The organism is Kineococcus deserti (assembly GCF_050871945.1).
In the GTDB taxonomy this organism is placed as follows: domain Bacteria; phylum Actinomycetota; class Actinomycetes; order Actinomycetales; family Kineococcaceae; genus Kineococcus.
In genome coordinates this window covers 49079-61524 of record NZ_JBJLSI010000031.1, presented here as the reverse complement: position 1 = coordinate 61524, position 12446 = coordinate 49079, and the positions used below count along the sequence as shown (strand labels likewise).

Sequence of the window (12446 nt, the reverse complement as noted above, 5' to 3'; positions counted from 1 at the left end):
CCCACCCCCCCCGCCCCCCCCCCCCCCCCCCCCCCCCCCCCCCCCCCCCCCCCCCCCCCCCCCCCCCCCCCCCCCCCCCCCCCCCCCCCCCCCCCCCCCCCCCCCCCCCCCCCCCAGGACCGCGGCTACTCGCCCCCGGAGCGCTCCTGCTCCTCGCGCGCCTTCTGCTCGGCGGCGCGACGAGCCCGCCGCGCCTCCTCCATCTTCTCCGCGTAGGTGGGCCCGGACAGGTCCATCTCCGGCTCGGGAGCCTTCTGCAACGACGGCGGCGGGGGCTGGTCGGCCGGACCGGTGCCCGGTTGCGGCGGCGGCAGGTACCCCGACGGCGGCGCCGACGGCGGCTGCTGCGCGGGCGGACCCCACGGCCGGGCGCCCGGGTCGGGGGCCCCCCACGGCGCCGACCCCTGCGAGCCCCCGGCGGCAGGACCGGTGCCGCGGCCCAGGCCGTTGGGCAGTCGCGAGAGCACCTCACGGGCCTGCCCGGCCAGCTGCGGCAGGCACAGCACCGTGTACTCCGAGGCCACGATCTGCGAGCTCGAGGTGAAGTCGCGCCGGCCACCGGTCAGGGCGTAGGAGATGACGCCGAACAGCATGCCGAAACCGGCGCCCACGAGGACGCCGGTCAGCAGCGCGCCGGTCCCGCCGCCACCGAAGACGGACAGCATCAGGCCGATGAGCAGACCGAACCAGGCCCCCGAGGCCGCGCCGGCGCCGGCCGCGCGCCCGTAGGTCAGGCGGCCGGTGACGCGTTCGACCATCTGCAGGCCGTTGCCCACGATCGTCACGTTCTGCACGGGGAAGTGCTCGTCGGACAGGAAGTCGACGGCCCGCTGCGCCTCCGAGTAGGTGGCGTAGCGGCCGATCGCCTCCCCCGACGGCGGGGTGGGGGTGCTGATCCGCTGCGGACCGCCCATGGGCCCGAGGTTCGACATGACGACTTCCTCACCGTTCCTGGCCCGTCCCGCGACGTCGGCGCGGAATCGGCATCGGATCCCCCAGGCGGAGATCACCGACATCCTGCCCAACGTCACGGCGTGCCGCGACGTGCCCGGGGCCGGCGAAGACCCGGCGTGGCCCCGGACACCTCCCGGATGGGGCTCAGGCGCTCCGGCGCTTGACGCCGGCCCGACCGGTCTGGCGGGTGGCCTCGACCTCGGTCTCGGCGCCGGCGTTGACCAGCTGCCCACCCGCGGTCTCCAGGTGGGCGCGGACGAACCAGTGGTACTGCTCCAGCTGGGCGCTCTGGGCGATGAGCATGTCCTGGGTCACCGGGTCGAGCTCCTCGGTGGCGTCGATGGCCTTGCGGTGGTCCGCGATGACCCCGGCGTAGACGAGGTCGAGGGCCCCGAGGTGCTCGATGGCGCCCGCGCGGCCGATCGAGTAGTCGTCCCACGCGCGGTCGGCGACGAGCGCACCCGGCGTGCCGACGGGCGACAGGCCCAGGGTCGCGATGCGCTCGGCCGTCGTGTCCGACATCTCGCGCACGGCGTCGACCTGCGGGTCGAGCATCTCGTGCACGGCGATGAAGTGCGGGCCCACGACGTTCCAGTGGATGTGCTTCAGCGTCAGGTGCAGGTCGGTGAGCGCGTTGAGACGGTCCTGCAGCATCGTCCCGATCTGCGCGGCCTGCTCGGGGGTGAGCCCGGGGATCGTGTAGGAGGGGGTGCCCTCAGCCTTCATCTTCTTGCTCTCCTTGGCCATGGCGCCACGGTAGGAGGGCACCGGGCCTGCCGCATGCCGGAAAGTCAACCCCTAGATTGGAGCGTGTGACCGGCTCCAGCACACGCGTCTTCGCCGCCCGCCTGGCGGGCACGGCGGTGTTCGACCCGCAGGGGGACCAGGTCGGCCGCATCCGCGACGTCGTGGGGATGCTGCGTCCCCGGGGGCCGGTGCGCGTCATCGGTCTGGTCGTCGAGGTCCCCGGCCGGCGGCGGGTGTTCGTCCCCATGACGCGGGTCACCTCCATCGAGGTCGGGCAGGTCATCACCACCGGCCTGGTGAACATGCGCCGCTTCGAGCAGCGCGGCACCGAGACGCTGCTGCTGGCCGAACTGCTGGACCGCACGGTCGACCTGGCCGACGGCAGCGGGCAGGCGACCATCGAGGACCTGGGCCTGGAACCGGTCCGGGCCCGCGACTGGCACCTGACCAAGCTGTTCGTGCGCCGCGGCACCACGCCGCGGGGGCTGTCCGGCCGGCTGCGCCGACGCGGGGAGACGATGACCGTCGACGTCGACGCCGTCGTCGGCGGGGTCATCGGGCTGGCCTCCCCCGACCTCGACCAGGGTGCGACGAACCTGCTGGCCGCCTTCGAGGAGCTCAAACCGACCGACCTGGCCGAGGTCATCCACGAGCTGACCCCCAAACGCCGGCGCGAGGTCGCCGCGGCCCTGGACGACGAGCGGCTGGCCGACGTCCTGGAGGAGCTGCCCGAGGACGACCAGATCGAGATCCTCTCGGCGCTGGAGGGCGACCGCGCCGCGCACGTCCTGGAGGAGATGCAGCCCGACGACGCCGCCGACCTGCTGTCGGAGCTGCCCGCCGAGCAGGCCGAACGCCTCATGGCGCTGATGGACCCCGAGGACGCCGACCCGGTCCGCCGGCTGCTGGCCTACGACGACTACACCGCAGGCGGTCTCATGACGACCGACCCCGTCGTGCTGGCCCCGGACGCCACCGTGGCCGAGGCGCTGGCGCACGTGCGGCGCACCGAGCTCAACGTGCCGCTGGCCACGGCGGTCTACGTGTGCCGGCCGCCGCTGGAGACCCCGACGGGGCGCTACCTGGGCACCGTGCACCTGCAGCGGTTGCTGCGCGAGCCGCCGCAGACGCCGCTGGGCTTGGTCCTGGACACCGACATCGACCCGTTGTCCCCCACGGAGGGCCTGCAGGGGGTGACCCGGCAGCTGGCCGCCTACAACCTCGTCTCGCTGCCGGTGGTCGACGAGGACGGACACCTGCTCGGCGCCGTGACGGCCGACGACGTCCTCGACCACCTGCTGCCGGAGGACTGGCGCGAGGCGGAGGAGGAGGTCTTCGAGGGACCGTCGGGGAAGGAGGCCACCCGTGCCTGACCGCAGGGAGCACCGCGAGCGCCGTCGCGACCGCCACCGCACCGTCTCGCTGGACACCCCCCGCGAGAACCGGCGGCAACTGCTGTCCCGGCCGGACTTCGACCCCGACGCGTTCGGCCGCGCCTCGGAGGCCTTCGCGCGGTTCATGGGCACGGGCCGGTTCCTCGTCTACATGAGCGCGTTCGTCGCGCTCTGGCTGGCCTGGAACACCTTCGCCCCCGAGAGCGTGCAGTTCGACCCGCGCGCGCTGAACTACACGCTGCTGACGCTCATCCTGTCGCTGCAGGCCTCCTACGCGGCCCCGCTGATCCTGCTGGCGCAGAACCGGCAGGACGACCGCGACCGCGTCCTGAACGAGCAGGACCGCTCCCGCGACGAACGCGCGCTGGCCGACACCGAGTACCTCACGCGCGAGGTCGCGGCCCTGCGCATCGCGCTGCGCGACGTCGCCACCCGCGACTTCGTCCGGTCGGAGCTGCGCTCGATCCTGGAGGAGCTGAGCGAGGAGGGCACGGTCACGCCCTCGCGCGACGCCAAGCGCAAGGGCGGCAAGAACCCCAAGAAGCGGGCGAAGGCCGCCGAAGCCGCTCCCGCCCAGGTGGTCCCGAACTCAAGTGCGGAGGGTGAGCTGCCGACACCCAACGGGTGACGACTCTCGACGAAGCCCCCGGCACTCCCGCCGCTGCGCCGGGTCCGCAGGGCACCCAGGTCCGCAAGCGCCTCGGCGACGTGCTCGTCGAGAAGGGTCTGCTGGTCCCCGAGGACCTCGAGGTCGCCCTGGCCGAACAGCGCAACGTCGAGGGCCCGCGCCGTCGGCTGGGTCAGATCCTCGTCGAGCTCGGCATGGTCTCCGAGGCCGAGCTGGCCCAGTGCCTGGCCGAGCTGCTGAGCCTGGAGCACGTCGACCTCTCGCGCATCAACCTGGCCCCCGACGTCGTGCGCATCCTGCCGCGCGCCGTCGCCGAGCGCTGCCGCGTGCTGGTCCTGGACAGGACGCCGGAGTACCTGCTCGTCGCCGCGGCCGACCCGACGAACGTCCTGGCGCTGGACGACGTGAAGCTGTACACCCGCACGCCCGAGCTGCACGTCGTCGTGGCGATGGACTCCCAGATCCGCGACCACCTGGCCCGCGCCTGGTCGCTGACCGAGGACACCTCGCAGGTCTCCCGGATGGTCGAGGACGCGACCGAGGACGACGACGAGGACCCGCTGGCCGCGCTCAACGGCTCGGTCGACGACGACGCCCCCATCGTCAAGCTGGTCAACCGGATCCTGTCCGACGCCGTGCGGCTGCGCTGCTCCGACATCCACCTGGAGTCCCAGCGCGACCAGCTGCGCGTGCGCTTCCGCGTCGACGGCCTGCTGCGCGACGTCATGAGCGCCCCCAAGCGGGTCGCGCCCAGCGTCATCAGCCGCATCAAGATCATCTCCGGCCTGGACATCTCCGAGCGCCGCATCCCCCAGGACGGCCGCACCCGAGTCGTGGTCGACGGCGCCGCCATCGACTGCCGTGTCTCGACGCTGCCGGCCCTGCACGGCGAGAAGATCGTCATCCGTCTGCTCACCCGCGGCGACGACGTGCCGTCGCTGGAGTCGCTGGGGTTCGAACCCGAGCAGCTGGAGATCTTCACCAAGGCGCTGTCGGTGCCGCAGGGCCTGGTGCTCATCACCGGCCCGACCGGTTCGGGCAAGACGAACACCCTGTACGCCGCGATCCACGCGACGATGACGCCCGAGAAGAACATCATCACGCTCGAGGACCCCGTCGAGGTCCAGCTGCCCGGCATCACCCAGGTCCAGGTGCACGCCAAGGTCGGGATGACGTTCTCGGCGGGTCTGCGCTCGGTCCTGCGCCAGGACCCCGACATCGTCCTCATCGGTGAGGTCCGTGACACCGAGACGGCCGAACTGGCGCTCAAGGCGTCGATGACCGGTCACCTCGTGCTCTCCACCCTGCACACGAACTCGGCCGTCGGGGCGCTGACGCGTCTGGTCGACATGGGCGCCGCGCCGTTCCTGGTGGCCTCCTCGCTGACGGCCGCGATCGCCCAGCGACTGGTCCGCAAGCCCTGCGACTCCTGCGCCGACGGCTACATCCCCGACGAGGACACCCTCGCGCTGCTGGACCTGACGATCGAGGACATCCTGGACGCCACCCCGCTCAAGGGCACCGGTTGCCCCGAGTGCGGCGGGTCGGGCTACCGCGGCCGGACCGCCGTCTACGAGGTCCTGGACGTGACCCCCAGCGTCCGCAAGGTGCTCATGCACGACGCGACGGAGTCGGCGCTGCTGGAGGAGGCCGAGCGGATCGGCATGAAGTCGCTGCGCGCCTCGGCGCTGGCCAAGGCGATGCGCGGCGAGACGACGTTCGAGGAGGTCATCCGCGTCACCGCCGGCTGATCGACACCTGTCTTTCAGGAGTAGCCTCCTCGACGTCGAACCAACTCGTCGAGGAGGAACTGGCCGTGCGCGCAGTGCAGTACCGGACCATCGGTGGCAAGCCCGAAGTGGTGGAGGTCGAGAAGCCGGCACCGGGTCCCGGGCAGGTGCTGCTGGAGGTGACGGCCGCCGGGATCTGCCACTCCGACGACTTCATCATGGGTCTGCCGGAGGACCAGTACGTCTACGGCCTGCCGCTGACGCTGGGTCACGAGGGCGCCGGCCGCGTCGTCGAGCTCGGCCCGGGTGCCGAGGGCATCGAGGTCGGCACCAACGTCGTCGTCTACGGGCCGTGGGGCTGCGGCACCTGCCACCTGTGCGCGCAGGGCAAGGAGAACTACTGCCCGCGCGCCGGTGAGCTGGGCATCAACCCGCCTGGCCTCGGCGCCCCCGGCGCGCTGGCCGAGTACATGGTCGTGGACTCCCCGCGCCACCTGGTCCCCATCGGCGACCTGGACCCCGTGAAGACCGTGCCGCTGACCGACGCCGGCCTCACGCCCTACCACGCGATCAAGCGCTCGCTGCCGAAGCTGCGCGCCGGTTCGACCGCCGTCGTCATCGGCACCGGGGGCCTGGGCCACCTCGCGATCCAGATCCTGCGCGCCCTGTCGCCGGCTCGCGTCATCGCCCTGGACGTGACCGACGAGAAGCTGGAGCTGGCCACGAAGGTCGGCGCCCACGACGTCGTGCTGTCCGACGCCGCGGCGGCCGGGAAGGTGCGGGGGCTCACCCGCGGCAGGGGCGCGGACCTCGTGCTCGACTTCGTCGGCGCCCAGCCCACGATCGACACCGCCATGGCCGTGGCCGCCGTGGAGTCCGACGTCACCATCGTCGGGATCTCCAGCAAGCCGGCGGCCGCCCAGGTCGGGTTCTTCCGGCAGGCCTACGAGACCTCGGTCACCGTGCCGTACTGGGGTGCGCGCGGTGAGCTGATCGAACTCGTCGAGCTGGCCCACCAGGGCGTCTTCGACGTGCACACCGAGACCTTCGCGATGGCCGACGCGCCGAAGGCCTACGAGCGCCTCCACGAAGGCACCCTCACCGGCCGCGCGGTCGTCGTCCCCTCTCTCTGACGCGCCCTCCCTCCGCGCGGAAACAACAGTCTCCGTCGCTCCAGAGCGTCCTGGGCGACGGAGACTGTTGTTTCCGCGGGCTCTTCCGGGGCGGCTAGGGCAGGAGGGTCTTGACGGCCGGGCCCAGGTCGAGGTCGGCGGTCCGCACGGCCTGACCCGTGGCCAGCGAGGCGTTCCCGGCGATCCCGACGACCACCGACCGCACCCCGTCGCGCCAGGAGGCGGTGCGGCCCAGCGGGTCCGCCGACGGACCCTCGAACACGTCGCGCAGCAGCAGGGCGTCGCCGCCGCCGTGCCCGCCCTCGCCGGCCGGGATCTGGACCTCGCGGGCGGTTCCGAAGTGCTGCTGCAGGACGAGCCGCTCCGAGACGGGTCGGGTCTCGTCGTCGGCCACCTCCTCGGGGTGCATGCTCGGGTCCACCGTGCCGCCCTCGAGCAGGACCGCGCCCCGCTCGACGACGGTCAGCTCGGCGCGGCCGAGGGTGCCGTTGACGTTCACGACGTACCCCTCCCACGGCGAGTGGGCGTTGAGCGCGTACGACATCGTGGCCGTGCCCCGCGCGACCGCGTAGTCGACGACGAGGGCCAGGTTGTCCTCGATGGTGATCCCGGGGTCGAAGACGTCCCGGTCGCGCAGGTACCCGTCATGGCCCTCGTTCTCCAGGTACAGCTCGCGGTTGGCCTCGCTGGCGCGCAGGTCGAGGGAGAACGCGTCCCCGCGCGCCTCCTCCGACGTCCCGCGCCCGGGGCGCTTGCCCAGGCCCCGTGCGGCGGCGTTCTCGGCGCCGTAGAACCGCAGCCCGCCGCTGGCGAACACGCGGGTCGGCACGCCGGAGATCCACCAGTTCACCAGGTCGAAGTGGTGCGAGCTCTTGTGCACCAGCAGCCCGCCGGAGTTCTCCTTCTGCCGGTGCCAGCGGCGGAAGTAGTCCGCACCGTGCGCGGTGTCGAGCACCCACTCGAAGTGCACCGAGGTCACCTCGCCGACCAGGCCGTCGGCGATGACCCGTTTGAGCGCGCTGTTGCGCGGCGCGTAGCGGTAGTTGAAGGTCACGAGCACGTCGCGGCCGGTGCGCTCGACGGCCTCGGCGATGCGCCGCACACCGTCCTCGGTCGTCGTCAGCGGCTTCTCCACCACGGCGTCCGCCCCGGCCTCGAGGGCGGCCACGACGTAGTCGGCGTGGTAGCGGTCCGGCGTGGTGACGACGACCCGGTCGATGTCGAGCCGTCGGACGGTCTCGGCCAGGTCGGCGGGCGCGAACTGCTCGGGGGCGGCCAGGCCCGCGGCGACCAGCCGGCGGGTGTGCACGTCCATCCGCCCGGGGTTGGTGTCGGCGATCGCGACGAGCTCACCGTCCCCGGCGTGCGCGCCGGCGAGCGCGGAGAGGTACATCGAGGCCCGGGACCCGGTCCCGACCAGGGCGTAGCGGCGAGCAGGCAAGGAATCCTCCACGGCGAGGGACGGCAAGCGCTTTCCGCGCTCAACCCTGCCACCGCGCGTCCGGCCGGTCAACCATCGCCACGTACGCTGGAGCCATGTCGCCCACGCCCAGTTCCGAGAGCGTGCGCGCGGGGGTCCTCCAGGCGCTGCGCTCGGTCGACGACCCCGAACTGCACCGCCCGATCACCGACCTCGGCATGGTCGACGCGGTCGACGTCGACGCGGCCGGGATGGTCGACGTCCGCGTGCTGCTGACCATCGCCGGCTGCCCCATGCGCGAGACCCTCACCCGCGACGTCACCCACGCCGTGCGCACCGTCGAGGGCGCCACGGGCGTGCGCGTGCACCTCGGGGAGATGACGCCCGAACAGCGCCGCGAGGTGACCGTGAAGGTCCGTGGCACCACCGGCGCCGCGCCGACCATCCCGTTCAACGACCCCGGCAGCCTCACCCGCGTCTACGCCGTGGCCTCGGGCAAGGGCGGGGTCGGCAAGTCCAGCGTGACCGCGAACCTGGCCGCCGCGATGGCCGCCGACGGCCTGCGGGTCGGCCTGCTCGACGCCGACGTCCACGGCTTCTCGATCCCGCGGCTGCTCGACGTCACGGGCAAGCCGACCAAGGTCGACGAGATGATCATCCCGCCGGTCGCCCACGGCGTGCGGGTGATGTCGATCGGGATGTTCGTGCCCGGCAACCAGCCCGTCGCCTGGCGCGGGCCGATGCTGCACCGCGCCCTGCAGCAGTTCGCCTCGGAGGTGTTCTGGGGCGACCTGGACGTCCTGCTGCTCGACCTGCCCCCGGGCACGGGCGACATCGCGATCAGCGTCGGGCAGCTGCTGCCGCGCGCGGAGATCCTCGTCGTGACGACCCCGCAGGTCGCCGCGTCCGAGGTCGCCGAACGCGCCGGTGCCGTGGCCGCGCAGACCGAGCAGCGCGTCGTGGGCGTCGTGGAGAACATGAGCTGGCTGGAACTGCCCGACGGTCAGCGCCTGGAGGTCTTCGGGTCCGGCGGCGGTCAGGCCGTGGCGACCTCGCTGTCGCAGCGCCTGAGCACCGACGTGCCGTTGCTGGGGCAGGTCCCGATGGACGTGGCGCTGCGCGAGGGCGGGGACGCCGGGACGCCCGTGGTGCTCTCGCAGCCGGACTCCCCCGCTGCGCTCGCCCTGCGCGACCTGGCCCGTCACCTGGCCCACCGCCCGCGCGGGCTGGCCGGACGCCGGCTCGGGGTCAGCGTCGCCTGACCCGGAACGCACGATCGCCGGTGCTGCGCGCCGGTTCCGGGACTGCTCGATCACGGGAGTGCCCGATCACCGTGATCGAGCACTCCTGTGATCACGCCCAGGTGACGCGGGTCAGGTCGCGTCCTCGTCGTAGGCGACCGGCGCGGGGTTCTTCGCCGGTTCGGACGACTTCTTGCCGAGGTCGACACCCTTGGCGGTGCCGACGGCGGACGTCTTCTTCTGGGCGGGTTCGTCGTCCTCGTCGTTCCACGCCTCGGTGAGCGCCTCGCGCACGATGCGGCGCGGGTCGTACTGACGCGGGTCGAGCTTCTGCCAGTCGATGTCGTCGAACTCGGGACCGAGTTCCTCGCGCATCTGGGCCTGGGCGCCCTTGGCGAAGCGCCGCGCGGACTTGACCAGACCAGCCAGTTGCTCGGCGTAGTGGGGCAACCGCTCGGGTCCGAGGATCACCAGCGCCACGACGAGGAGGACGAGGAACTCGCCCCCGTTGATGCCGAACACGGGGCGATCCTAACCGTCGGCTTCCAGGGTCACGGGCACCTCGGACGTCTGGCCACCCCGGCGGACGGTCAGCGTGACCTGTTCGCCGGGTTCGCGCGCCCGGATGTCGACGATGAGCTCGACCGGTTCGGTGACCGGCCGGCCGTCGATGGCCAGCACGACGTCGCCCGGCTGCAGTCCCGCACGGTCGCCCGGCCCACCCGGTTCCACGGCCCCCGGCTGGTCGAGGATCTGCACGCCCTCGCCGGTGTAGGAGTTGTCCAGCGACACCCGGATCACCGGGTGCACGGCGCGACCGGTCTGGATGAGCTGCTCGGCCGTGCGCCGGGCCTGCTCGGAGGGGATCGAGAAGCCGAGCCCGATGCTGCCGATGCCCTGCGACCCGTCCGCCCCCGGCAGCGTCGCGATCGCCGAGTTGATGCCGATGACCTCACCGGCGGCGTTGAGCAGCGGACCACCGGAGTTGCCCGGGTTGATCGCCGCATCGGTCTGGATGGCCTGGATGTAGGACGCGTCGCCGGCCGACTGGCCGGCCGAGACGGGCCGGTTCAGCGCCGAGACGATGCCCTCGGTCACCGTCCCCTGCAGACCCAGCGGCGCTCCCACGGCCACCACCGGGTCGCCGACGACGACCGAGGCCGAGTCGCCGAACGGCAGGGCCCGCAGGTCGGTCCGGTCCACGCGCACGACGGCCAGGTCGTAGGACACGTCCGCCCCGACCAGCTCGCCGGCCGCCTGCTGACCGTCCTGGAAGACGACCACGATCCCGTCGCCCGAGGCGCCGGCGACGACGTGGTTGTTCGTGAGGACGAACGTGCCCCCCTCGCTCGGGGCGTCCAGGACGAAGCCCGAGCCCGTGCCGAGGCCCTCGCTGCCCTGCACCTGCAGCGCGACGACGCTGGGCAGCGCGGTCGCGGCGATGCCGGCGACCGATCCGCCGGGCCGGTCGGTGGTCCCCGGTGAGGGTGAGGGCAGGGCGACGGCGGGGTAGGTGACGTCGTCGTCGGACAGCTCCTCCTGCAGGAGCCCGCCCGCGAAACCGCCCAGGACGCCGAGCAGCAGCACCAGCGAACCCGCCCCGATCCAGCGGGCCGGTGACCCGTGCCCGCGCGAGGGCTGCTGGGCCGATTGCTGGCCGGGTTGCTGGCCGGGTTGCTGGCCGGGTTGCTGGCCGGGTTGCTGGCCGGGTGGGGCGTAGGGGTCGAACGGGGCCGGCGGCGGGAACGCGTCGTGCCCGGCGCTGTGGCCCTGCGGCTGCCGCCACCTGTCGGGCGCCGCGTCCTGCGGCTCCTGGTCCCGGCCCGGCACCGGCGGAGTGGCCCACGGGTCGCGGCCCGCGGCGGGGTCGGCCCAGTCGCCACCCGGCGAGGAAGGGGTGCTCACGGGGTCGGCAGCGCGCTGCCGGGCGAGGCCGACGTCGGGGCGGTCGCGCTCGGCGAGGCCGGAGGCAGCCCCCGGCTCACGGTCGTGCTCGTGGGCGAGGCGGACGGGGTCGTGCGCAGCTCGGCGACCGGCGCGGGCGCGTCGCCCCCCGGAACGCCTCCGAGCACGAGCACCCCCACGATGCCGGCCCCCAGCAGCGAGAACGTGCCGGCCAGCGCGGCCGCGACCGGACGCCGGCGCACCCGCCGGGCCGCGCGCCCGGAGGGGCCCCGTCCACCGCGGGCGCGGACCGGATCGGTGCGCGACGGCGGCGCGAGCCCGACGACGGGCCGGGCCGGGTTGGCGATGGGGCGGTCGCGCGGGGGCAGCGGCCCGTGGGGACCGCCGATGTCGAGCAACCGCGCCATGAGGTCCTCGGAGACCTCGGGAGCACCCAGGGCCTGCAGCCGTGCGCGCACGAGCCGCTCGGACTCGACGGCGTCGGTGCACTCCAGGCACCCGCGCAGGTGCTCGGCCGCGCGCGCCTGCGCGTCCGCCGCCAGGCGGCCGTCGACCAGCGGGGTGACCCGCGCCCCGAGGTGCGGACCGCTCACGAGTTGTCCTCGCCGTAGGCGAACTGCGGGGCGGCGGCCGGCGGGCGCGGCGCGCGGTGGGCCAGCGCGGCGCGCAGCTGGGCGCGGCCGCGGTGGATGCGCGAGCGGACGGTGCCGAGCTTGACCCCCAGCGTCGCGGCGATCTCCTCGTAGGACAGGCCCTCGATGTCGCACAGGACGACGACGGCGCGGAAGTCCGGCGGCAGGGCGTCCAGCGCGCGCTGGACGTCGTCGTCGAGGTTGCGGTGCTCGTAGGCGCGCTCGGGGCCGACGTCGGTGCTGGCCAGCTTCTCGCCGGCGTCCTCGGCGAGGGCGTCGAAGCGGATGCGCTGCTTGCGGCGCACCTGGTCCAGGAAGAGGTTGGTCGTGATGCGGTGCAGCCAGCCCTCGAAGGTGCCCGGCTGGTAGCTGGACAGCGAGCGGAACACCCGGACGAAGACCTCCTGGGTGAGGTCCTCGGCGTCGTGGCGGTTCCCCGTCAGGCGGTAGGCGAGCCGGTAGACGCGGGCGGAGTGGTCGTGCACGACCTCCTCCCACGTGGGCGGCACCCACGCCGAGGCCGCGACGGCCGGCGACAGGGTCGCCGGGTCGACGGCGGCCTGGTCGGTGGAACGACCGGCACGGTGGCCGGGGTCGTCGCTCACGGGGTTCCTCCTGGAACGGGTGGTCATCGGAGCCGGGTACGGCACCGCGAGTGCTCC

General features: G+C 73.5%; 12 protein-coding genes. 5 read left to right on the top strand and 7 right to left on the bottom strand.

Annotated elements, in window-relative coordinates:
- Positions 1-125 precede the first annotated feature (125 nt).
- Together ACRYR2_RS19850 and ACRYR2_RS19845 are read right to left on the bottom strand one after the other, a co-directional pair.
- Positions 126-932, bottom strand: coding sequence for a YflT domain-containing protein (locus tag ACRYR2_RS19850; protein ID WP_432564614.1), 807 nt, complete (start codon positions 930-932; stop codon positions 126-128).
- A gap of 166 nt (positions 933-1098) precedes the next feature.
- Entirely contained in the window at positions 1099-1701 is a 603-nt protein-coding gene (locus tag ACRYR2_RS19845) for a Dps family protein (RefSeq protein ID WP_432564613.1), read from the bottom strand.
- A 65-nt stretch (positions 1702-1766) separates the two neighbouring features.
- Between ACRYR2_RS19845 and ACRYR2_RS19840 the strand changes: the two genes are divergently transcribed.
- From ACRYR2_RS19840 to ACRYR2_RS19825, 4 genes are all read left to right on the top strand, one after another.
- Positions 1767-3074, top strand: coding sequence for a magnesium transporter MgtE N-terminal domain-containing protein (locus tag ACRYR2_RS19840; RefSeq protein ID WP_432564612.1), 1308 nt, complete (start codon positions 1767-1769; stop codon positions 3072-3074).
- Entirely contained in the window at positions 3067-3723 is a 657-nt protein-coding gene (locus ACRYR2_RS19835) for a DUF1003 domain-containing protein (protein ID WP_432564611.1), read from the top strand. Before ACRYR2_RS19840 ends, ACRYR2_RS19835 begins: the two co-directional genes overlap by 8 nt.
- The gene (locus ACRYR2_RS19830; protein ID WP_432564610.1) at positions 3720-5474 is read left to right on the top strand and encodes a GspE/PulE family protein; all 1755 of its coding nucleotides are present in this window, start codon (positions 3720-3722) and stop codon (positions 5472-5474) included. Before ACRYR2_RS19835 ends, ACRYR2_RS19830 begins: the two co-directional genes overlap by 4 nt.
- A gap of 65 nt (positions 5475-5539) precedes the next feature.
- Complete coding sequence (locus ACRYR2_RS19825) at positions 5540-6586, top strand: NAD(P)-dependent alcohol dehydrogenase (protein ID WP_432564609.1); 1047 nt, start codon at positions 5540-5542, stop codon at positions 6584-6586.
- 94 nt (positions 6587-6680) lie between these two features.
- Here ACRYR2_RS19825 and ACRYR2_RS19820 read toward each other — a convergent pair whose 3' ends face one another.
- The gene (locus tag ACRYR2_RS19820; protein WP_432564608.1) at positions 6681-8027 is read right to left on the bottom strand and encodes a Gfo/Idh/MocA family protein; all 1347 of its coding nucleotides are present in this window, start codon (positions 8025-8027) and stop codon (positions 6681-6683) included.
- A gap of 95 nt (positions 8028-8122) precedes the next feature.
- Between ACRYR2_RS19820 and ACRYR2_RS19815 the strand changes: the two genes are divergently transcribed.
- Positions 8123-9268 (top strand): Mrp/NBP35 family ATP-binding protein, encoded by a 1146-nt coding sequence (locus tag ACRYR2_RS19815; RefSeq protein WP_432564607.1) that lies wholly within the window; start codon positions 8123-8125, stop codon positions 9266-9268.
- Positions 9269-9379: 111 nt separating this feature from the next.
- Here the strand turns inward: ACRYR2_RS19815 and ACRYR2_RS19810 are convergent, their stop codons facing one another.
- Genes ACRYR2_RS19810 through sigE form a run of 4 tightly spaced genes read right to left on the bottom strand, consistent with a single transcriptional unit; the run spans position 9380 to position 12416 of the window.
- A complete protein-coding gene (locus ACRYR2_RS19810; protein ID WP_432564606.1) occupies positions 9380-9769 on the bottom strand; it encodes a Sec-independent protein translocase family protein in 390 nt (129 codons plus the stop codon).
- A gap of 9 nt (positions 9770-9778) precedes the next feature.
- The gene (locus tag ACRYR2_RS19805) at positions 9779-11152 is read right to left on the bottom strand and encodes a S1C family serine protease (protein WP_432564605.1); all 1374 of its coding nucleotides are present in this window, start codon (positions 11150-11152) and stop codon (positions 9779-9781) included.
- Complete coding sequence (locus ACRYR2_RS19800; protein ID WP_432564604.1) at positions 11149-11745, bottom strand: anti-sigma factor; 597 nt, start codon at positions 11743-11745, stop codon at positions 11149-11151. Before ACRYR2_RS19800 ends, ACRYR2_RS19805 begins: the two co-directional genes overlap by 4 nt.
- Positions 11742-12416 carry an RNA polymerase sigma factor SigE gene (sigE, locus tag ACRYR2_RS19795; protein WP_432564603.1) on the bottom strand — a complete coding sequence of 225 codons (675 nt, stop codon included), beginning with the start codon at positions 12414-12416 and terminating at the stop codon, positions 11742-11744. Before sigE ends, ACRYR2_RS19800 begins: the two co-directional genes overlap by 4 nt.
- Positions 12417-12446: the final 30 nt, after the last annotated feature.